A 20,562-nucleotide genomic window follows, 5' to 3' on the forward strand; every position below is an offset into this window, starting at 1 on the left:
AGGTGTTTTTTAGTAGCCAGTCAACTGCATAAAGCCTGTCGCTTCATGACTCCCGCTCGCCTTAATCGGCCCTTCCCAATATGGTATGACAAATGGAAGCCACATATCCCTGCGTATAATACGCGTTGTGAGGTTAATATCATGCTTAGGGACGTTAATGATCCACTGCAAAGGCATCCGTCTTCCATTCATCAACGTTGTATTTTGCAATGGTTGAATGGAAATGTCGGATTCCGTTAATTGGTAAACTTTGCCTGAGCGCGTTGCTAATGTCCCGAATATGTAAGGCAACTGTTGGTTATGACGATAGCGGTTAATGCTCAGCGCTGTGCCGTCATCGAGGTTAAATACAAACCAATCCCAACCTTGTTGGCCCACCCCAAGTAAGCCACTGCCCCACTCTTTATGTACCCACGCAGTTCCTTCCACTTCCTTGGTAACGCCGTCTAGGTTCAACACACCACTCAACGATAAAAATGGAGCGCTGAAGTTATAAGACGCGACAGGTAATAAGTCGTGCTTTTTCTGATAACCGTTATCGCCGTTGAGCACATAGGGCCCTTTTGCAATGGTGTCGAGTTCAAGTCCAAACGTGTCTGTTTGCACTTGAAGGCGTCCTGGGAATGGGGTGTTGCCGAGTGCACGCCAGTTCCAGTTATCAATCCAAAGCCTGAATGGACGATTAGTCATTCCCGCTTGGCCAATGCCGCCACGAGCCATGCGCTGTTCTTTCCATACTTTGGACTTAGAAGAGACCACTACATTTGAGATATAGACTTGAGGGCTTTGCCACCCTGGTGTTTCACGTTCGTCCGTTGCGATACGGAAAAAGCTCCACTGGACCGAATAGTCTTTACCATCATCACCTTTCAAAGATGCAAAGTAATGCCACCACTCGTGCTGAAACTCTGGGTGGAACTTAAAATCTTGTGGTAGCGAAACATTACGGTCTGGCAAAACAGGTTCGAACACATTGAAGTGTTCATTAACCAATATTGAGTTAACTTCATTCACGCCCTTTTCACCAGGATCGATGAAATAGGAGTAATAACCCCAAACACTTAAAAAGATGCCGAAGAAACTGATTAATAGCAGAGAAGACAGAATTCGTTGTCTTAACTTAGTTGAAGTATTCCGTAAAAACATACTAAAGCGCATCCCTCAGTGACTTCATCGGAGTGTTCCGAATCATTCTCATCACTGGTAAAGCACCAGCTAGCATCAATGCTGCCATGGCCCATGCAAATGTCTGCAAATAGTCCCAAGGAATCACTTGTAACTCGAGTGACCACCCAAAAGACTGCTTTATCACGATATCAACAATTAGGCTCGCTAACGCCAATCCGAGCGGAATCGCAATTAAGGAGGAAATAAGCCCAAACACAAACAACTGCAAACTACCTGTCAGGATCAGCTCTTTCGCCGAGACACCCAAACAGCGCTGCAAGGAAATATGCCTTTGGCGAGACACTTCTCCCGCAACCGTCGCGAAGAAGATACCGAAGACGGCGATAACCAAGGTGATGTTACCTAGTGTATCTGCAATCGCGAACGTCCTATCGAACACCCGCATTGCTTGACTGTGAATATTGTTGTTATCGAAAACGCGCTCGGAGCCAAGCCTGAATACGCTTTCTAATCGGCTGCGAAGCCCTAATGAATTCACATCGTCTTTGAGTATTACCCCAAGGCCGACATTACCCCGCCCTGCAAACCCATACAGCCAGTTTCGATGCGACATCATGACTTGATGGTAAGGGTTACCATAATCGTAATAAACACCGACAACCTGCCAACCAGAGCCGAGACTGTCATAGAGGTCAATGTAGTCGCCAGGGCGAATCCCCAGCTTGAGAGACATCGATTCACTGATCAACACACCTTTAGAGTGATGTAAGTGATACCAGTAATTCGGAATACCTAATTTGATCGTCAGCGCTTCTAGCTCACCTTCAGAAGGCCCCGTACTGACCACCTGAATACTACCGACTGGAGACGCCACATCTTTCTCCCAACGCCACCAAACCGAATCCACTTCAGGTTGGTCAGATAACCAATTACTCATACGAGCAGCGGCATTGTTGGTTGGGTAGATATACAGATCGGCAGCCAAACGCTGTGTTAGCCATTTATCAGTGGTATCTCTAAAGCTACCGACCATGGTTTCTACACCAATATTGGCTGTTAAGGCTAACATAAACGCCATCGTCGCCACGCCACGGTAGCTCATACTGGAAGCTGCATCAGCAAAGAACCAGCGAGCACGAACCCAGCGCAACGAATAAGAGAGGCTGTTAAATAACTTCCACATCAAAAACGGGGTAAATAGCGCCACACTGATCAGCATTAGCGCGATAATCGCAAAACCCGTTTCTTGAGTCTGAGGGGCTTGATACACAGCAACAGCAGCAACCAAGAAGCCACAGCCAATCAACGCTTGCCAAGTGAACTCGGTACCCGCAAAACGCATCAAAGACAAACGAGAAGACAGACGAATCGGTTGAGACTTAAGTAAACGAACCAGTGGCCACGCACACGCTAAGAAAGCACCAATCAATGCCATCAGTAAGCTGTAACCACTCCAACGCCAATTCCAGTCGATCGTTAAGCCGACGTTAGCGTCGTATAAATCGCCCAAGCTTGAAGATACGGCAGGTAACAATTGGTTTGCTAGCATCACGCCAAATACATTGCCGCAGATCCAGCTCAGTAAAACCAATAGCAGTAACTCTAAACAGAGCGCTTTAGTCAGTTGCCAACCAGACACACCCGTTTGTCTTAAAATCCCGACTAACGGTTGGCGCTGAATAAATGACAACGACATCGCTTGATAGAAAATAAATAAACCAACCACAAACGACAGCATACCCATCGCTTTTAGGTTTAAGTGGAACGCACTGGTCAGCGACTCAAGCTCTGCCTTAGAGCTACGAGAGATCGTCAAACCATTAGGTAACATATTTTTAAGACGTTCAAACTTCTCAGTGGGCATGTCTGAACAAGCAATCACTGAAAGCCCAGCACTGCGTTTAAGCATTCGGAGCAAGGAGATATCCGCAATCAACCTTGTACCATTAATCATATTATTTTGATCAACAACCACAGGACCAAGTTCAGAACCATCCATCAAAGGGATGTAATCGCCGTTGTGCCATTCCATGTGTTCAGCAAGATCATCACTGACAAGGATTGGATATGGTGGCTTCATGAGATTCAAAGCGGTGAGATCTTTTAACGCTATACCAGGTTGTAGCTGAAGCATAGAAACAGGATCTATACCGACAACCATGAAGTTTGCGCCATTTTCATCAGTGATACGATGGTGATCAAGAGGAGAACACTGTTGAAAACCTTCACGGCGAAGTTGGATATAAAAGCCTTGCGGGATTTTATTGGCGTTGTGTTTTGGTCGAATACGGTAAGGAAGAGGATTCGAAAAGAGTTTTTCGCCATGCGCATAGCTTTGCTTGGCGTGTTGGTTGATAGCAGTAACACCAACCAAAAGTGATACGCCGAGGGTTAAACCAAGCCATACCAAAATAATCTGCAGTGGGTAACGTCGATAGTGACCGAGTAGTGCCTTAACTACGGGCCATAACATGCAGTTGCCCTCCTTGCAGACGGATCCTACCATCCATATGCAGAGCTACTTTTTCACTGTGTGTTACCAACAGCAACGTACATTCTAATTGACGAGCCAAAGAGGTCAGCAAACGCATTACCGCTTCTGCATTACGCTCATCTAAACTACCGGTCGGCTCATCGGCCAGCAATATTTTTGGTTCCATATACAGCGCACGCGCAATGGCCGCACGTTGTTGTTGGCCACCAGACGCTTCTTCAGGGTAACGGCCAAGTAAAGGCATAAGATCTAAAGCAGAGAGAATCTGTCTCCAGAGACCTTTGTCTTCAGGTAAGCCTTTTAACTGGCGGCAAAAACGGATGTTATCGGCAATATTTAACGTTGGCAGTAAGTTGAATTGCTGAAAAATATGGCCAATGTTGTTTCTGCGATAAGCGGTGCGGTCACGCTCGGTTGAGTCGTGCATATTGAAGTGAGGAAAAGCGATTTCACCTGAGTCCGCTAGGTCTAAGCCCGCGATAAGATTCAGTAAAGTACTTTTACCTGAACCGCTTTCTCCCATTAATGCCAGCTGGTCACCTTGGTTTAATGTTAATTCAGCACCTTGCAAAACAGGGTGAAACTCCCCCCCATCGACATAGCCTTTACATAGGTCTGACAGCTTTAACATTAAACAGCTCGCATTAGTTAGAATTTGGAAGGAGAATCTACACTAATTCCCTGTTAGGAGGAAGTATTTTGAAAGATAGATCACACGCCAACGATAAAGTGATGCGATTGGTGCGCCCTACTTCAACTTCCTATCAAGTTTTTAATCCATTTTCTTGTTTTCATGCGATAGAGCGACCCGCCCCACTTGAGGACTTCTTCCGTTAGGAAAAGCAGATATACCCACTCAGGTGGAAACTTAAAATAGATAGCCGCGATGGCTGCCAATGGGATACCGATCACCCACTGAGCAATCAAATCTTGATAGAGGCAGAACTTCACATCACCACCCGCTCTCAACACCCCAACGATCACAGTCAATGGCACCGAGCGAATGACAATACCCACACAGAGGATCAGAATGAACTTCTCTGAGAGGGCTCTGGTTTCTTCCGTCAGTGCGCTAAAGGCATTAAGTATTGGCGTTTGAACGAAATAGAGAAAAACGGCTACAACAATACTAGTTAAGAAACACAAAATTGTTAAGCCAAGCGCTTGATAGTAAACCGCTTCATTGTTTTTCGCACCAAGTTGATTACCCACCAAAACAGCTGCCGCATTCGAAAGGCCAATCAATAAACTCAATGAGATAGATTCAACCGGCGTCATGACCGATAGCGCAGCCAGACCTTGAACGCCCGATTGCCCCATGATCGCGTGGTAAGCAAACAAACCACCCGCCCATGCTAAGAAGTTAAACGTGGTCGGCAGAGACAGCTTCAAGAAGCGAACCACCTTATCAATCGAAGCTGCCGCTTTAATATCGCAAAACTTAAATGCTAATAAATGCATAGAGAAATAGAGATAACCAAACAAAGTCGCGACTTCAATCGCGCCACTCAGTACCGTCGCAATCGCCGCACCTTTGATTCCAAGCGCAGGAAAGCCTAAGTTACCGAAGATCAGCACCCAGTTTAAGAACACGTTAGACAGGATGCCGATACCGCTGAAAAATGTACTTAGCCCGGGTTTGTGCATCGCTCTCAAACCCACAGCCATACTGCTGACACACGATACCGCTAGCATGCTAAATGACGTAATTACGATGTATTCAACGCCTAAGTTGATGACCTCTTGAGAGTCGGTCGTCACGCCCATAATTTGTGCAGGAAATGAAACGAAAAACGCGATAGTCAGTAAAGCAAACAGTGTGGACACCAGCCACGTCAGCGCAGTGCTTTCTCTCACACCTTGTCTGTTACCCGCGCCCCAATATTGAGCAGTAAGAAGAGCACCGCCCGTGGTAACACCCACCAGCATAATGGTCGTCACGAACATCGCTCGGCTCGCCACCCCCACAGCTGCGATGTCTGCTTCGCCAAGTTGGCCCAACATCAATACATCCACCAAGCCTCGGCTTGAAAACATAATGCTCTGCAAGGTGATGGGCAGTGCAATCGCAATAAGCCTGCGAACAAAATCACCTCGTGTGTGATGAATAATTGAAGAGAGCAACATTGAGAGATACCTAAACGGAACGTATTGATGAATAAAGATAAATATCGCGCTATTATATCAATGTTCGGTTTTTAACCACAGATATAAATGGAGTAACAATGAAGAAAGTACTGGTTTTAGGCGCTTCTGGATATGTTGGTTCGCAACTCCTCCCTCTCCTGCTTGAGCAAGGCTATCAAGTCACGGCAGCAGCAAGGCATATCGACTATTTAAAGGCACGGACCGAGCCTCACGAAAGCTTATCGCTTGAGTATCTTGATCTGGCCGATCAAGCTGCGACACAAGCCTTAGTCCCCGACTTTGATCTTATCTTCTTTCTCGTCCATGGCATGGCGGAAGGCCACGACTTTATCGATTATGAGCTGAACTTAGCCCGTAACTTTGTTTCTGCTCTTGGGCCAAAGAATCAACACGTCATCTACCTGAGTTCTTTACAGCCTCAGACTGGTGATTCAGAGCACCTTCAAGCGAGAAAGAAAACCGGCGAATTGCTTCGTAAAGGGCCTGTACCCGTTACCGAACTTCAAGCTGGCGTGATCATTGGCCCAGGATCTGCGGCATTCGAGATCATGCGAGATTTCGTGTACAACTTGCCGATTATGATTGCGCCAAAATGGGTTGACTCTAAAGCCAACCCGATTGCTTTGCAGAACCTGAACCACTATTTACTAAAACTCGCACAAGACACGCCTAGCGAAAGCCAAACCTTTGAGGTTGGCGGGCCGGATATTGTCTCTTACCAAAACCAATTTGCTCATATTGCTAAAACCGCCGATCGTCCACTCAAACTATGGGCGACATCGCTACTGACACCAAAGATTGCTTCATATTGGTTAGGTGTGGTGACTTCTGTACCGTCTAACATAGGTAGAGCACTACTTGCAGGCTTAAAGCACGACTTCATCGCCAGTTCGACCATCATTAGAGAAAAGTACCCTCAGAAGCTTATCTCGTTCGAAAATATGGTTGAACAAGCCATTCACGCTGAAGGAAACTTTGTCAAAAGCAATGTATGGGGCTTTGATAAAACCGCATTCAAACGCTGGCAAGCTGGGTATGGCTATTACCCGAAGAAAACAGGCGCAAGTATCACCTCAAGCGCTTCATTGGAATCGCTTTGGCATGTTGCTCAGCAAATCGGAAGCCCGAAGCAAGGTTACTTCTTTGCTAACACTTTATGGCGCACACGCGAATGGTTGGATGTTCTTTTCGGTGGCGGTGTACCGGTTCGACAAATGCCAGAAGGGCCCAACCTAAAAGTCGGTGACAAAATCGATTCATGGAAGGTCATTCGCTGTGAAGAGAATCAGTTTTTATCTCTGCTTTTCGGTATGAAAGGCCCCGGTTTAGGGCGACTCGAGATTACTGTCTCTGACCACGGTGACTCTCGCGAGCTGAATATCTCGGCTTGGTGGCATCCAAAGGGGTTTCTAGGGTTACTGTATTGGTTTGCTATGATGCCAGCCCACCTGTTTATTTTTAAAGGCATGGTGAAGGCAATTGAGAAGCAAGCTAAAGAACAGGATTAAAAGCAGATGCGGGATTCGAGTGTCGAGATGCGAAAAGATTAAAAGCAGATGCGGGATTCGGGTAACGAGATGCGAAAAACTAAAAGCAGATGTGGGATTCGAGTGTCGAGATGAGAAAAGATTAAAAGCAGATGCGAGATTCGGGTAACGGGATGCGAAAAGACTTAACAGCAAATTAGCGACACGCGCTATGAGAGACAAAAAAGAGCGGATAATTCCGCTCTTCGTATCTCTCATCTCGAATCCGCTATTAGCCGATAACGCTAATTGGGATCTCAGCCAGTTGGTTGCCTTGGTTAGCAGGGTAAACGATGTATTCACCGTGATACTTCACCGCAGACTTATAGTCCGTTACTTTGTGAAGCATGAAGCCCGCTTCCATCGCCGCTTGGATGAACTCAGCATGGTTGCCACGAACAAACCAGTTCATTGGCTTAACCATCAACTCCCCGTCGAAAGAGTCGTCACACTGTTTACCGCATAAAGCAAAAGAGTGCTCGCCATCGGTGAAGAATTGAATCTTGCCGCCAGTCGTTAGCTCGTCTTCACTCGATACGCTCCAACCCATCTCGTACATTTTGTCCATGAACGCTTCAACATCACTGTCTTTTAGCGTTTTAGGCTCTTCGCCTTCAGGGAAAAAACGTCCGTAAAACGCAGAAATACGTTTAAAGGTAAAAGTTAAATCAGAGTTGTTGCCTTTTGAGCGACCCTGTTTCTGCCAGCGAACTAAGTCAGGCACAATCACGCGATCATAAGCTTGAGATTTAATCGCTTTTGTTACCCAACGAACAAGATAAAGGTTGTTCGCGATAGGCGCGTCGATCGCTTTGCCAGACTTATGCAGAGCATATAGCTCGCCCAGCGCATCGTTCACTAACTTCTGGATTTCAATATAGTATTTTGACATTATGCCTTCTTTCCTAATGTCCAATATAGTAATGCTGACAGTATTGCACATGCTGCCATCACCATAGCCATTGGCCCTGCAGTGTCACTTGGTAGCATAGCAACAATTGCCCCCACTACAGAACCAGTACCAAATCTTAATGTGCCTGCAAGCGAAGAAGCTGTGCCGGCCATATTCGGGTATCCGCTTAAAAGCAGTGCCATTGAGTTACTACCAATGGTAGACAGTGTGCCGATAAACAGCATCACGAATGGCACAATACCCCACAAACCGATATCTAACATCCAACCGACTAACAGACCTAAGCCCGCAAACAGTTGAATGGTTAAACCGACTCTGAGCATAGCGTGAGAGCCCACTTTCTTAACGATTCGACCGTTGATGCTCGTCATCAAGATCATAGCAACAATATTCAAGCCGAACAGGTAGCCAAACAGATCAGGGCGAACGCCATAGATATCGATGTAAACGAATGAACCTGCCGTTAAGAACGCAAACATCCCTGAAAATGAGAATGCACCAGAGAAAATCAGGCCCATCGCCGTTGGGTTCTTACACAGTCGAGCATAGTTACGAATCGTTGTTTTAAAGCGCAATGGTTGTCGGTTTTCTGCAGGAAGCGTTTCTGGGATCTTCATCGATACCGCCAGAATCACGATCACCGAAAAAATAGCCAGAACCCAGAAAATTGAACGCCAACCGAACCACAACGCTAAGTAACCGCCAATCATCGGAGCAACCAATGGCGCAACTGTCATCACCAAAGTAACAAAAGACATGGTTCTTGCGAAATCTTCACGATCGAACATATCTCTTACCACCGCTTGGATGATAACGGCCGCCGCAGCACCAGCAAAACCTTGAGCGGTACGGATGTAAGTCAGAGCTTCAATGCCATGAGTTGTCGCACTCACCATAGAAGCGATAGCAAACAAGAACACACCAATAAGCAGTACAGGCTTGCGACCATAGCTATCCGCCAACGGGCCATGCAGCAACTGCCCCAGCGCGAAACCTGCGGTATAGGCTGTTAGCGTGATTTGTACCTCACCCGCCGTCACACCAAGATCTTTAGCAATGGTCGGCATCGCTGGCAGATACATATCAATGGCTAGCGGAGTAAGTGCACCAATCGCACCTAGAATCAAAAACAGCACTAAGCCTAATTGAGGTGTTTCTAGTTGGGAGCTTTGGCTCTGTGAGGTCGATGTTTGCATGGTTCTCCGAATGTTCAACTGATAGAGCTAGGGACTAGCGTGAGTACGCGAGTCAAAGATTGGCTGAGACTTTCCTAGTACCAGTCAACATCATCAGCCGACGCTATCCATGGTCGGCTTTACAACGAAAGGGCTATTTCCAGCAAAAGTGGTCTCTTGTTAAGAACAATTTCTTGTTAAGAACAATTTCTTGTTAAGAGCAACTTCTAGCTAAGGACTACTTCCAGATTGAATCGACTTCTTCTTGCGTTAGGTAACGGTATTCACCTAACTCTAAAGATTCGTCCATCTCAATTTCGCCAATACGTTCACGGTGTAGTGCTTCTACCTTGTTACCAAGAGCAGCAAACATACGTTTAACTTGGTGGTATTTGCCTTCGTGAATCGTTAGCAGCACTTCACGCTCTGCACGAACTTCTAGGTGTGCAGGAAGTGTTAGGCCATCTTCGCTCTTAAGCTGGATGCCCTCTTTGAATTTTTCAACGTAATCGTCTTCAACAGGTTCAACCAACCACACACGGTACGTCTTCTCGCACTTGTGCTTTGGCGAAGTGATACGGTGAGACCACTTACCATCGTCGGTAATCAATACAAGACCTGTTGTATCAATATCTAGACGACCAGCAAAGTGCAGCTTGTCCATTTTGATTTCATCAAGTAATTCAAACGCGATACGATTTGCGCCATCTTCATGCGAACAAACAAAGCCTTCTGGCTTATAAAGCATGATGTAACGTGGGCCGTGAACATTCAGTTCATTGCCTTGCCATTCCACAACGCACTCTTCAGTTACCTTGAGTGAGCCGCTTTTTTGAATGACATCATTTACTGTCACTGCCTTGGATTTTAATAAGTGTGTTGCTTCTCTTCGAGTGACGCCTAATGCATCGCACAGAAATTTATCTAAACGCATGAATACCTCAACTAATCTAAGTCGGGTATTATAGTCACCTTTGCTCAATTAGTTGAGCTATTTCACACTATTTGTTTTCCTTCTTACAAGACGCGATATGTATACACTCCGCCCGTACCAAGCTGATTCTGTAAAATCAGTGATTCATTACTTCAGAAAACACCAAACTCCGGCAGTGCTCGTGCTTCCGACAGGTGCAGGAAAAAGCCTTGTGATTGCAGAGTTAGCAAGGCTTGCGAAAGGTCGAGTGTTGGTGCTTGCTCACGTAAAAGAGTTGGTTGAACAGAACCATGAAAAGTATGAAGGTTACGGGCTGAAAGGCTCGATTTTCTCTGCGGGTTTAGGACGCAAAGAGACCGACCAACAAGTCGTGTTTGCTTCGGTGCAATCTGTGGTGCGAAATCTCGATTCATTCTCTAACCAATTTTCGCTGTTGGTTATCGACGAATGCCACCGTGTTCCCGATGAAAAGACCAGTAGTTATCAGAAAGTCATCACTCACTTACGCGAGAATAATTCGGGCATCAAGGTGCTTGGATTAACAGCGACCCCATATCGTCTTGGGATGGGTTGGATTTATCAATACCACACTCGCGGTCAAGTGCGTTCAGATGAGCCACGTTTCTTCCGCGACTGTATCTTTGAGCTGCCGATTCGTTACCTGCTCGATGAAGGTTTCTTAACTCCTGCACGCATGATTGATGCACCCGTGTTGAGCTATGACTTTTCGCAGTTAAAGCCCGCGAGCACTGGTCGCTACAAAGAAGCAGAACTCGACATGGTGATCGAGCAATCGAAACGAGCGACCCCACAGATTGTCGATCAGATTATTCACCTAGCCCAAGATAAACTAGGCATCATGGTATTCGCTGCGACCGTTCGACACGCGCAAGAGATCCTCGGCTTATTGCCAGAAGGTGAAGCTTCAATTGTGATTGGTGATACACCAACTCTCGAACGTGACCAAATTATCAGCGACTTCAAAGAACGTAAAATCAAGTTTTTGGTTAACGTATCGGTATTAACCACAGGTTTTGATGCGCCACACGTCGATTTAATCGCGATTTTGCGCCCGACAGAATCCATCAGTTTGTATCAACAAATCGTTGGCCGTGGCTTACGCCTATCTCCGGGTAAAAAAGAGTGTTTGGTGCTCGACTATGCGGGCAACAGTTACGACCTCTACCAACCTGAGGTTGGCGACCCTAAACCCGATTCAGACAGTGAAATCATCACCATCCCTTGCCCTGCGTGCGGCTTCAATAATAACTTTTGGGGCAAGCTAGACAGCAATGGCTTCTTGCTTGAGCACTTTGGGCGCAAATGCCAAGGCTACTTTACCGATGAAGACACGGGCGAGCGCGAGCACTGTAATTATCGCTTCCGAGCGAAATATTGCGGTGAATGTGGTGCTGATAATGACATTGCTGCGCGCATTTGTCATGAGTGCGATGCAACCTTAGTCGACCCAGACAAAAAGCTAAAAGAAGCACTGAACCTAAAAGATGCCTTGGTATTTGAATGCTTGGAAATGGACCTCAACGTGCTTAAAGACGAGAAAGGTAAATCACAACTTAAGGTCACCTATCGCGGAGAAAACCAAGCGCAAGTGCATGAGTTTTGGTCATTAACCAGCAAAAAGCAGAAGCAGAACTTCAAAGACCAGTTTGTTCGCCCTCACCTTGCAGACAGACATCGCCCTTTCGAAGAAGCCTCACCGACGAAAGTGGTTGCTCACCAACATAGATTCCGCCCACCTCAATTCGTGATTGCCCGTAAAGTCGGACGCTTTTGGAAAATGAGAGACAAGATATTCGAAGACGAACTACAGCAGCGTTAAGGTTAAGAATAAAAGTAAGTCTTACGTTCTTAACACTCGGCAATTAATCTTATGTATTAAAGCCTGCGCCATTTAAGCGTTAAGTTTTTCGGTATCAAATTCTCATTATTAATCAGGTTCACTTTCTGTTCAGAATTACTTTTTTATACTGAACGCTATCAACCTTCTCTAGGATTCGCTATGTTTAGTAAAGCTATGATTTCTTTATTTTCTATAAGCTTAGGCTTATTTGTTTCTGCTGGCGCATGGGCTGACTCACATCATAATGGTCATGAATTAGTGCAGGACGTTCATAAAGCAGGAACCAGCATCGAATTTGAAGAAGATCAAGACGAAGTCTATGAAGCCGTACGAGAAGGCTACATTCGCCCTTTCTCAGAAATGTATGCGGCGGTTGAAAACGATCTTCATGGCAGAATCATTAAAGTAGAACTAGAAGAAGATGACGACATTTGGGTGTATGAACTAAAAATCAATTACCAAAACAACATCATCAAAGTCGAATACAACGCTGAGACGTTAGAAATGCTTATGATCAAAGGCCGCAACTTTAAAGACGCAATTAAACACGGCGACTAGTTACGTACGACGAAGAGCTAAGCACGACGAACAGTCATTAGAAGAAATTAGAAGAACAATTATGAAAATTTTAGTCGTTGAAGATGAGCCTCGTTTGGGCCAACAAATTATTGAAACACTTGAGGGGGCCGACTGGGTTCCAGAGCTCTCTCAAGATGGTATCGACGCACTCTACCGTGCAACGTCAGAAGAATGGGACGCGATTGTCCTCGATTTAGGTTTACCTAAGCTTGACGGCCTAACGGTATTAAAAGGCATTCGAGACGAAAACATCAACACGCCAGTGATTATCTTAAGTGCTCGTGACACGCTAACTCAACGTGTTGAGGGCTTGAACGCCGGTGCTGATGACTACCTAACTAAGCCATTTGAGATGGTCGAGCTGATTGCCCGTATCCGAGCTCAACTGCGCCGAGCATCAGGCAGTGCTGCTCCGATACTTCAAATCGGTGATCTAAGCCTAGACACACGCAGTTCTAAAGTGTTGTGGCAAGGTCAAGCAATTAGCCTCACGGCGCTGGAATATAAAGTTGTCGCGTACTTCATGCATAACCAAAACAAGGTTATCTCGCGCACTGAGTTGGTTGAGCATATCTACAAGCAAGACTTCGACCGAGACTCAAACACGGTTGAAGTGTTCATCGGTCGTATTCGTAAGAAAATCGCACCAAAGATCATCAAAACCGTTCGTGGCCTTGGCTACCAACTGAATGCTGAATAGCTCAGTCGTCAATCACGCCAAGAGCAACCATTAATTAAGTGGACAGCCTGTTCTGATCATCGCAATACGATAAGTTACGATGAGCAAAGGCAGGTTGGAAATGCATGAATCTAAAGAAACGAACACTTAAAAACATCAGTTTAAAAAGCCGCTTGCTCCTTGCTGCGGCTTTTTGGCTAGGTGCGATGATATTAGCGGCTGGTGTCGGGATTCCGAAACTGGTTAACGACTACCTCGTCGATGACATGAAGCAGCAGCTTGGCTTAACCATGGATGAGTTAACCGCCAATATCGAAACCAATGACAGTGGTAACCTGATCATGGCAGAGCGTCTGTCTGATCCTAGGTTCAACCAGCCCTACAGTGGTATTTATTGGCGCGCCGCTACCCAAGAGCAGATCATTCGATCTCGCTCGCTATGGGATAAAGACCTCACCATCAAGCGTTCACCGATTCACACATCAGTCAAAGGGCCAGAGAAAGAAAAGCTGATTTACATCGAGCAAGATATCTACCTGCCTGAACTGAGCGACCCTGTCACGATCACCATTGGTATTGATGAAGATCCATTAGAATCCACACTGACAGAGCTTACTGGTCAAGTCTGGTTGATCCTAATGTTGCTGTTTGTTGGCGTGCTGATGTTGATCGGTATTCAAGTCAGTTGGTCGTTATTACCGCTCAGCAAGATGCAACGCGAACTGGTAATGCTAAGAAACGGCGAGCAACAAGGGTTAAGCGATAACTACCCGAAAGAGGTTTCTCCATTAGTCTCTGACCTCAATGCCCTGCTCTTTCACTATCAAGAGTTATTAGAACGAGCTCGTAACCACGCGGGTAACTTATCTCATGCGTTGAAAACACCGCTTTCAGTTCTAAAAAATGAGATAGAGCGACTTCCAGAGGATGACAAGGCACTGCTGCAACAGCCCATTCATCAGATTCAAAGCCAAATTGATTATCACCTTGGCCGCGCTCGTATGGCAGGTGCAATGAACATTCTTTCGGTGAAGTCTTCACCTTGTGAGCGTGTCGAAGCTATCTCAATGGCGTTTGATAAAGTCTACGCTGCCAATGAAGTCACCATGATTAACGAGCTAGACTCTGAGATTGAAGTGGCAGTAGAAAAAACCGACCTTGATGAAATGGTCGGCAACCTACTCGAGAACAGTTACAAGTGGGCGGGCAGCATTATTCGCGTCCATGCAAATGAACTCGACGATGGCAACATAGAGTTGGTGATTGAAGATGATGGCCAAGGCATTCCTGAAGAGAAGCTTGAGCAAGTGACCAAACGTGGCGTCCGACTTGATGAAACCACACCAGGAACAGGCTTAGGGCTTAATATCGTAAATGAAATGGCACACAGTTACCGAGGCAGCCTAACGCTCAGCAAGAGCTCAATGGGCGGCTTAAAAGCTTCTCTGGTGCTTAAAGTAAGTAAAGGCTGAACAAGCTAAGTAAAAGTTAAACACAATAAGCCCTAACGTAATGCTAGGGCTTAATTCTATCGACCTTATATACAACTCTATATATCGTTCACAGCAACATCCAAAGTTTGTGAATTATCACTAAGGGTCGTTGCTCCAATCGTTAATACCCGGCCATCAGTGTAATAGTCATGATCGTCATTGATCACTTCCACCGTTGCTAATGGGTACTTGTCTAACTCGATGTCTGGTAGTAACGTTCGTATCTGATTAGCAAGCCGATCTCGCTCTTCATCAACATTAGGGTCAATGTTATGAAGCACGGTCACAATGCCTGAGTAAGGCGTGACTTTAAGGCCATCATCATAGCTAATTGCGCCTAACCACTGAGGCTGGTTAGTTTTAATATCAACACCTGCACGCCACCAACGAATATGGCTGCGCTTCATCAGGTTACCCGGCAATTGAAAAGCCATATCTTGCGGCTTGTCTCGCCAATATAAATCAGACACTGGCGGCGTTTTTTCTCTAAGCAATGCGAGATAACCAACCCATTCAATCTCATTTCGAGAGAAGGTTTGATTCTCTATCCAGCCTAATTGCTTCATTAAGTCTCTTGGGGTTGCTCCAACATAAATTACGTTGATCGCTTGCGCCGAGTAGAACGAAGATTTACCGGGGAACGCTTTATAGGTAACCGAGTTCCAGTCGACTTTGTTTATTTGAGCCGTCTCTGGTTGATTCTGAAAGTCATCCGCTTTCCAGAAAAAGTGAGCGTAGTTCGCAAACAATACCCACGCCAACAACAGCGCACTAGACTTAAGTACTAAGCATCGCCACTTCATTCGGTAACCGATAATGGTGAAGACTAATACCGCGAACACACCAACGATCAAGCTATTATGCTCCGAGATAAATATCTTAAGGCTATTAAGCCACGGGAAGTTTTCAACGCCGTGCGCCAGTAACATGCCCCAAGCAATGAACTGCCCTCCACCAAGGGCCAAACCGATAAACGCCAACACACTAAAATTACGCCACGGTACACGATGCGAGCCAGCTATAAATGGCACAACCCAAGCGATAGGCCCTAATAAACGAGCAAAAAGAATGATGTATGTGCCTTTGCGAGCAACCAGATAGCGGCAGCGCGCAATTAATCTTTTGGTTTTAGGGCGAAACTTAATGAGCCTTCGTTGCACCTTAACACCGTATTTATAACCAATGAAATAACTGAGTTGATCACCAAGCAAACCACCTAGCATCACCAAAACCAACGCCATCCACGCACCTGAATACAGTTGAAAGCCCGCTGCGATAAAGAACGGCTCTCCCGGTACAAATAGGTTTGGGCCAATGAGAGCATCACCCAATGCTCCCAGAAACAACCCTAGTCCATCAAACATAACAACCTCAACGCTTACTGTTCTTTGTAGTGACCAAACTTGTAGTTCATCTCGTTATTACGCATTTCTCCTTTAAAGAAGCGTCTTACATTGGCTTTAAGATAAGTAGAGCCTGTCTTCACAACGCCATCTTGGTCTAAGCGACGTGGGTCAAAACCAAAAGTCATATTTAGGAATCTAAATCGCCATGTTTTGCTCGCACGTTTTACGTAGTCACAATCTTCACACAGGACGATCTCTTCATCGAAACCACCGATCTCTTCATGTGCTCTTTTGGTTGAGAAAATACACGCGCCAATCGCGGTTGGGAAAAAGAACTGCGTCGCAAATAAGCCCGCATTAAACAGCCCATAACCGAGTTTATGAACCAGTTGCAGCCCTTTTGAACTCATGTATACGCCAGCAACTTCAAGCTTGTTCTCTTCTAACTCATAAAGCGCCTTCGCAAGGAAGTTACGAGGCAGGCTTACGTCGGCATCCAAGAAAAGGATTCTGTTGTATTGCGCCAAAGCAGCCCCGGTGTTTCGACCAAGGCTAACACCGCGTTCTTGCATATGGTGGACTGTCAGTTTTGGCAATGCACTTTCATAGGCTTGTGCGACTTCTCTGGTGTTATCTTCACTGTTCGAGTCGACAACAATCACTTCAAACTCTTGGTGGGTTTGCACGCTCAACTCTTCCATTAAGCGGCTAATGCGTTTCTCTTCGTTTAGCGTAATTACGACAATGCTTACCGGTTCCATATTTTCACCTATTCATTCTGCTGTTTAATTGACACTAAGATTAACGAACTAAGCCTTAACCAAGTCTTAGGCAAACATTCATTTTCCGTTCATTAACTTGATGATTTAGCGGTGATATAAATAGATAAGAATGGCGATGTAAAAGAGGTTAAAATGCACTAAACAAGCGTTAGCGAACGTTTTATCTCCAAACGAACCCATTATCTAAGGAAATTCACTTTGAGATGGGCTTCTGACTTGCTCATATTGGAATGTGATGTTAGTATCCGCGCTCGCTTAAGCATGAACTTTTATGTTTAAGCATTACCACACACTCAAGGTCGCATTGAGGTGTGAAGTTAATTTTTACTAATTTGAGAGTAAAACTATGAAATTTGAAGCAGTAGTACGTACTGAACTAGGTAAAGGTGCGAGCCGCCGCCTACGTCACGCTGGTAAATTCCCAGCTGTAATCTACGGTGGCGAAGCTGAAGCTGTAGCTATCGAACTTGTTCACGCTGAAGTGATCAACCAAATGGATAAGCCTGAATTCTACGAAGCAATCACTCTACTGATTGACGGCGCAGAAGTTAAGGTTAAGCCACAAGACGTTCAACGTCACGCGTTCAAGCCAAAAGTTGAGCACATGGACTTCATCCGCATCTAATTCCCTACCAAGGAATAAGATTGGATTAATCCAGCCTTCTGCATAGAAAAGATAATCGATCTTACCAGTCGAGAAATCTAGAAATTCGAAACCCCGATGCTACCAACATCGGGGTTTCACCGTTTTTGAGCCCTCAAAAAACGTCCAAAACATCTTATCGAATCCAAACTAAAGATACCTACCCACGCGCTCTACTTCTTTCAAAGCAATACCATCGGCTGCTATACCAACAGGAGCTGAACCTAGTGAATACCACTTAACATCATCAGTCTCTTGAGCGGTGATATCTCCTTTCCAGTCACTCACGATAAAATAATGAATCAACTGAAGTTCCTTCGTAGGATGGTAAAGCGAACACAAGTATTGGTAATCAATCGGAACAACATTAAGCTCTTCATCAAGTTCACGAAACAGCGCCTGAACCTGGTTTTCACCGTGTTCAATATGGCCGCCAGGTATAGTGATTAAACCGGGATCGGTCTCCCTAGACTCACTACGCTTTTCTAGTAATACCTGCGATTCCTTCAGCATGATAAAAGAAACACACTCGTGGACATCCATCTAATTTTCCTAAAGCCGTTACAAAAGTAGTTAAGTTTGTTGTTCTAGCTTGTGTTAATGCTTAATTTACAACAAGCTTTTTACTCAGCCTTTCATACAATTCAAAAGCTTCTGTTTTAGATATCAAATTTCCGAGAGCGTATTGATGAGCTAGCTCAATATCGTCGCTTTGATTGGAGTAATAGCGCTTGGCGACTGCAGCGCACTGGCTCAGATTGGTGTACCAACTGCCGTCTTGCTCAGCCACAAAATAATACGCCGCTCGCACTAACTTTTTACCAATTACCTTAACGATATCCGCATCAGTCATTGTTTTGAAACTCGAGGGCATTTGCTTAAGAAAAGTCGATAAATCGCCATTAAGAGCTTGGGCTATTTCATTGCTGGGCTTATATCGTGGAAACTTTATAGATAGATCATTCCCCCAAATACAACAGCAACAATGCTTGAGCCAAAACTGCCAATGGAATTCTTCGTTGGGTTGCAGAACATCCCGCAGGAAGCCAGGATCGATATCAAGCTTGGTCACTTGCGGATAGGTTTGGGGTATGGTGTCGGAAAGTAGGTTAAATACTTCCTTTTCTCTCTGACCAACAGGCGTAGCGAGTACGATAGAAACATCCAAATCAGAGCGACCAACAATGGCCGTTCCTCTAGGCACGCTTCCATACAAGTAGATACCATCAACTTGACTTGGAAGTTCTCTTAGCAACGAATCAACGACTGCTGACACCACGTCTTGAAATTCAGGCGCAATGTTCTTTGGCGAATAAAGATTTTGAATGAACCCTTCTCGATCGAGTCCTCTAGTTTGTTCTTGCACCTTGGGTTCCTATTTTAATCGTTATAATTAATCACACCGGATTCTGATGATGATTTGAGGAGTGCCAGTGGTTAAAGTAACATTAACTCTCGCTTAGTTTTATCGTCCAGCTTTTCAATCGCGTAGCGAAAAGCAACTCTTGGTATTGCGGCATGCTTAGCGTTTAAATAACCAATAACCTGTTGAGGTTCCATTTTACTGAGGACTTTAAGCATCCAACCATATCCTTTCTGCACGAGGTCATGTCCATCTTCTAGCAATAGATCTGCCACACAAAGCGGAGCCAACGCTGAGTATCGATTCTGATTGATCGGATAAATTAAGATGACAGCAGCAGCTCTACGTACAGCAAAATTCGAATGCTCGACCCATTTGGTTATGAGTTCGAACAACTCATTGTATTGAGACAGTAACTCACCAAACGCATGAGTGCAGAAGTCATCACAATCATTCCAGTCAATGACATACTCCATTAACCAATGCTCAAAGATTGGAAACGTTTCTTTCGAATATTGTTTTCTTACTCTAAAAGCCCAGTCGTAAGCAATAACACCTAACGCCCAATCCCTTTCTTCAAGCAATTGAGTACACAGGGACAAAACATTAGAGATATCTTTGTTTTTGATGGTTTTAAAAACGAGCGCCGATATAGATCGAACCAGCCCTGTTTTAACACTAGCCTCTGGATAACCAACGTCTGAAAGATGAAGCTTTACCGTTTCAACGATATTCATTAATTGCCAAACCTTCATAGAACTAAAATTAATATCAAAGTGAGATACACAGCACTTAAACCATACGCATGGGATTTATAAAATATAAGTTACCTTAATCACAACATTCATTATTGAGCATTTAAATTACCACTAAAACAAGGATATTCCCTTTGGTAAGAGTAACTTATAATGCATACTAGCGGCCTTTAAAAGAGGTGCTAAATGAAAAAGAACGGTTTTACACTTATTGAGCTTGTTGTCGTTATTGTGATCCTTGGAATACTCGCCGTAACTGCTGCTCCAAGGTTCCTCAACGTAAGTACTGATTCTCATATTGCAGTTGTAAAAGGCACTGGAGCCTCTTTTAAAACAGGTGTCGATCTTGCCTATTCAAAAAATTTAACCTCAAACGGTGGCGGTGCTTCCACGAATGTCCCTATCTATGATGACTCCGCGACCGGCCAGCTTGACTTCAATGAATGGGGATATCCAGCCCAGCAATGGCACTTACCTGAAGAATCTCCAAGATTAGATAACGCTGAAGATTGCATTTCGGTATGGGGCGCACTGCTCCTCGATCCACCTAGTATTTCAAGTTTCAATTCACCAGAAGAAACCGACTACATTGCTGAATATATACAGACGGATCAGTGTATCTATCATTATCGAGTCGTACCGGGAATTTCCATTGACTACAACTCAATGAATGGTGACGTCACTGTAGACGATGAGCCAGATAACTAAGCGCTAAATGTTGGTCTTTCAGAGTACTTGGGAAT

At 45.1% G+C, this 20,562-nt stretch carries 19 protein-coding genes; 7 read left to right on the plus strand and 12 right to left on the minus strand.

Annotated elements, in window-relative coordinates:
- Positions 1-9 precede the first annotated feature (9 nt).
- The 4 genes from AB4249_RS02180 to AB4249_RS02195 form a co-directional block, all read right to left on the minus strand.
- A complete protein-coding gene (locus tag AB4249_RS02180; protein ID WP_017068753.1) occupies positions 10-1,158 on the minus strand; it encodes a lipocalin-like domain-containing protein in 1,149 nt (382 codons plus the stop codon).
- The gene (locus tag AB4249_RS02185; RefSeq protein ID WP_137001714.1) at positions 1,148-3,601 is read right to left on the minus strand and encodes an ABC transporter permease; all 2,454 of its coding nucleotides are present in this window, start codon (positions 3,599-3,601) and stop codon (positions 1,148-1,150) included. Before AB4249_RS02185 ends, AB4249_RS02180 begins: the two co-directional genes overlap by 11 nt.
- Positions 3,582-4,253: an ABC transporter ATP-binding protein gene (locus tag AB4249_RS02190; protein ID WP_017060385.1), complete on the minus strand. Its 672-nt coding sequence runs from the start codon at positions 4,251-4,253 to the stop codon at positions 3,582-3,584. The genes AB4249_RS02185 and AB4249_RS02190 overlap by 20 nt, the downstream gene beginning before the upstream one ends.
- Before the next feature lie 122 nt (positions 4,254-4,375).
- Positions 4,376-5,749, minus strand: coding sequence for an MATE family efflux transporter (locus AB4249_RS02195; RefSeq protein ID WP_372102254.1), 1,374 nt, complete (start codon positions 5,747-5,749; stop codon positions 4,376-4,378).
- A 98-nt stretch (positions 5,750-5,847) separates the two neighbouring features.
- Between AB4249_RS02195 and AB4249_RS02200 the strand changes: the two genes are divergently transcribed.
- Positions 5,848-7,278: a DUF2867 domain-containing protein gene (locus AB4249_RS02200; RefSeq protein ID WP_372102255.1), complete on the plus strand. Its 1,431-nt coding sequence runs from the start codon at positions 5,848-5,850 to the stop codon at positions 7,276-7,278.
- A gap of 250 nt (positions 7,279-7,528) precedes the next feature.
- On the opposite strand, the gene AB4249_RS02205 is transcribed toward AB4249_RS02200, so the two are convergent.
- The 3 genes from AB4249_RS02205 to rsuA all read right to left on the minus strand — a co-directional run bounded on the left by AB4249_RS02205 (position 7,529) and on the right by rsuA (position 10,318).
- On the minus strand, positions 7,529-8,188 hold the full coding sequence (locus AB4249_RS02205; protein WP_017060382.1) for a DUF2913 family protein: 660 nt from the start codon (positions 8,186-8,188) through the stop codon (positions 7,529-7,531).
- Positions 8,188-9,405: a Bcr/CflA family multidrug efflux MFS transporter gene (locus AB4249_RS02210; RefSeq protein ID WP_372102256.1), complete on the minus strand. Its 1,218-nt coding sequence runs from the start codon at positions 9,403-9,405 to the stop codon at positions 8,188-8,190. Before AB4249_RS02210 ends, AB4249_RS02205 begins: the two co-directional genes overlap by 1 nt.
- A gap of 217 nt (positions 9,406-9,622) precedes the next feature.
- Positions 9,623-10,318: a 16S rRNA pseudouridine(516) synthase RsuA gene (gene rsuA / locus AB4249_RS02215; protein WP_017060380.1), complete on the minus strand. Its 696-nt coding sequence runs from the start codon at positions 10,316-10,318 to the stop codon at positions 9,623-9,625.
- Positions 10,319-10,415: 97 nt separating this feature from the next.
- Here rsuA and AB4249_RS02220 point away from each other — a divergent pair, with 97 nt between their 5' ends.
- The 4 genes from AB4249_RS02220 to AB4249_RS02235 all read left to right on the plus strand — a co-directional run bounded on the left by AB4249_RS02220 (position 10,416) and on the right by AB4249_RS02235 (position 14,909).
- On the plus strand, positions 10,416-12,158 hold the full coding sequence (locus tag AB4249_RS02220) for a DEAD/DEAH box helicase (protein ID WP_017066075.1): 1,743 nt from the start codon (positions 10,416-10,418) through the stop codon (positions 12,156-12,158).
- A gap of 180 nt (positions 12,159-12,338) precedes the next feature.
- Positions 12,339-12,737: a PepSY domain-containing protein gene (locus AB4249_RS02225; RefSeq protein ID WP_017066076.1), complete on the plus strand. Its 399-nt coding sequence runs from the start codon at positions 12,339-12,341 to the stop codon at positions 12,735-12,737.
- Positions 12,738-12,798: 61 nt separating this feature from the next.
- Positions 12,799-13,458: a response regulator transcription factor gene (locus AB4249_RS02230; protein WP_229647211.1), complete on the plus strand. Its 660-nt coding sequence runs from the start codon at positions 12,799-12,801 to the stop codon at positions 13,456-13,458.
- 104 nt (positions 13,459-13,562) lie between these two features.
- Entirely contained in the window at positions 13,563-14,909 is a 1,347-nt protein-coding gene (locus AB4249_RS02235; protein WP_017068035.1) for an ATP-binding protein, read from the plus strand.
- A gap of 77 nt (positions 14,910-14,986) precedes the next feature.
- Here the strand turns inward: AB4249_RS02235 and AB4249_RS02240 are convergent, their stop codons facing one another.
- Both AB4249_RS02240 and AB4249_RS02245 read right to left on the minus strand, forming a co-directional pair.
- The gene (locus AB4249_RS02240) at positions 14,987-16,294 is read right to left on the minus strand and encodes an LssY C-terminal domain-containing protein (protein WP_017070602.1); all 1,308 of its coding nucleotides are present in this window, start codon (positions 16,292-16,294) and stop codon (positions 14,987-14,989) included.
- A gap of 14 nt (positions 16,295-16,308) precedes the next feature.
- The gene (locus AB4249_RS02245) at positions 16,309-17,037 is read right to left on the minus strand and encodes a glycosyltransferase (RefSeq protein WP_065583898.1); all 729 of its coding nucleotides are present in this window, start codon (positions 17,035-17,037) and stop codon (positions 16,309-16,311) included.
- A 367-nt stretch (positions 17,038-17,404) separates the two neighbouring features.
- Between AB4249_RS02245 and rplY the strand changes: the two genes are divergently transcribed.
- Positions 17,405-17,683: a 50S ribosomal protein L25 gene (rplY, locus tag AB4249_RS02250; RefSeq protein ID WP_048658383.1), complete on the plus strand. Its 279-nt coding sequence runs from the start codon at positions 17,405-17,407 to the stop codon at positions 17,681-17,683.
- A gap of 168 nt (positions 17,684-17,851) precedes the next feature.
- On the opposite strand, the gene AB4249_RS02255 is transcribed toward rplY, so the two are convergent.
- The 3 genes from AB4249_RS02255 to AB4249_RS02265 form a co-directional block, all read right to left on the minus strand.
- A complete protein-coding gene (locus tag AB4249_RS02255; RefSeq protein WP_017060354.1) occupies positions 17,852-18,244 on the minus strand; it encodes an NUDIX hydrolase in 393 nt (130 codons plus the stop codon).
- A 61-nt stretch (positions 18,245-18,305) separates the two neighbouring features.
- Entirely contained in the window at positions 18,306-19,067 is a 762-nt protein-coding gene (locus tag AB4249_RS02260) for a nucleotidyltransferase domain-containing protein (RefSeq protein ID WP_372102257.1), read from the minus strand.
- Between the two features lie 71 nt (positions 19,068-19,138).
- Positions 19,139-19,801: a DNA alkylation repair protein gene (locus AB4249_RS02265; RefSeq protein ID WP_372102258.1), complete on the minus strand. Its 663-nt coding sequence runs from the start codon at positions 19,799-19,801 to the stop codon at positions 19,139-19,141.
- A gap of 204 nt (positions 19,802-20,005) precedes the next feature.
- Here AB4249_RS02265 and AB4249_RS02270 point away from each other — a divergent pair, with 204 nt between their 5' ends.
- On the plus strand, positions 20,006-20,527 hold the full coding sequence (locus AB4249_RS02270; RefSeq protein WP_017065388.1) for a type II secretion system protein: 522 nt from the start codon (positions 20,006-20,008) through the stop codon (positions 20,525-20,527).
- Positions 20,528-20,562: the final 35 nt, after the last annotated feature.

The organism is Vibrio sp. 10N.261.55.F4, from assembly GCF_041470465.1.
Lineage (GTDB): Bacteria > Pseudomonadota > Gammaproteobacteria > Enterobacterales > Vibrionaceae > Vibrio > Vibrio crassostreae_C.

Bases quoted from the DNA above. Each gene is read 5' to 3' on its own strand.
- rsuA (WP_017060380.1), bottom strand. From the start codon at position 10,318: ATGCGTTTAGATAAATTTCTGTGCGATGCATTAGGCGTCACTCGAAGA.
- AB4249_RS02185 (WP_137001714.1), bottom strand. From the start codon at position 3,601: ATGTTATGGCCCGTAGTTAAGGCACTACTCGGTCACTATCGACGTTAC.
- AB4249_RS02240 (WP_017070602.1), bottom strand. From the start codon at position 16,294: ATGTTTGATGGACTAGGGTTGTTTCTGGGAGCATTGGGTGATGCTCTC.
- AB4249_RS02225 (WP_017066076.1), top strand. From the start codon at position 12,339: ATGTTTAGTAAAGCTATGATTTCTTTATTTTCTATAAGCTTAGGCTTA.
- AB4249_RS02235 (WP_017068035.1), top strand. From the start codon at position 13,563: ATGAATCTAAAGAAACGAACACTTAAAAACATCAGTTTAAAAAGCCGC.
- AB4249_RS02200 (WP_372102255.1), top strand. From the start codon at position 5,848: ATGAAGAAAGTACTGGTTTTAGGCGCTTCTGGATATGTTGGTTCGCAA.
- AB4249_RS02180 (WP_017068753.1), bottom strand. From the start codon at position 1,158: ATGCGCTTTAGTATGTTTTTACGGAATACTTCAACTAAGTTAAGACAA.
- AB4249_RS02220 (WP_017066075.1), top strand. From the start codon at position 10,416: ATGTATACACTCCGCCCGTACCAAGCTGATTCTGTAAAATCAGTGATT.
- AB4249_RS02205 (WP_017060382.1), bottom strand. From the start codon at position 8,188: ATGTCAAAATACTATATTGAAATCCAGAAGTTAGTGAACGATGCGCTG.
- AB4249_RS02245 (WP_065583898.1), bottom strand. From the start codon at position 17,037: ATGGAACCGGTAAGCATTGTCGTAATTACGCTAAACGAAGAGAAACGC.
- AB4249_RS02230 (WP_229647211.1), top strand. From the start codon at position 12,799: ATGAAAATTTTAGTCGTTGAAGATGAGCCTCGTTTGGGCCAACAAATT.
- AB4249_RS02190 (WP_017060385.1), bottom strand. From the start codon at position 4,253: ATGTTAAAGCTGTCAGACCTATGTAAAGGCTATGTCGATGGGGGGGAG.
- AB4249_RS02210 (WP_372102256.1), bottom strand. From the start codon at position 9,405: ATGCAAACATCGACCTCACAGAGCCAAAGCTCCCAACTAGAAACACCT.
- AB4249_RS02195 (WP_372102254.1), bottom strand. From the start codon at position 5,749: ATGTTGCTCTCTTCAATTATTCATCACACACGAGGTGATTTTGTTCGC.
- rplY (WP_048658383.1), top strand. From the start codon at position 17,405: ATGAAATTTGAAGCAGTAGTACGTACTGAACTAGGTAAAGGTGCGAGC.
- AB4249_RS02265 (WP_372102258.1), bottom strand. From the start codon at position 19,801: ATGAATATCGTTGAAACGGTAAAGCTTCATCTTTCAGACGTTGGTTAT.
- AB4249_RS02270 (WP_017065388.1), top strand. From the start codon at position 20,006: ATGAAAAAGAACGGTTTTACACTTATTGAGCTTGTTGTCGTTATTGTG.
- AB4249_RS02255 (WP_017060354.1), bottom strand. From the start codon at position 18,244: ATGGATGTCCACGAGTGTGTTTCTTTTATCATGCTGAAGGAATCGCAG.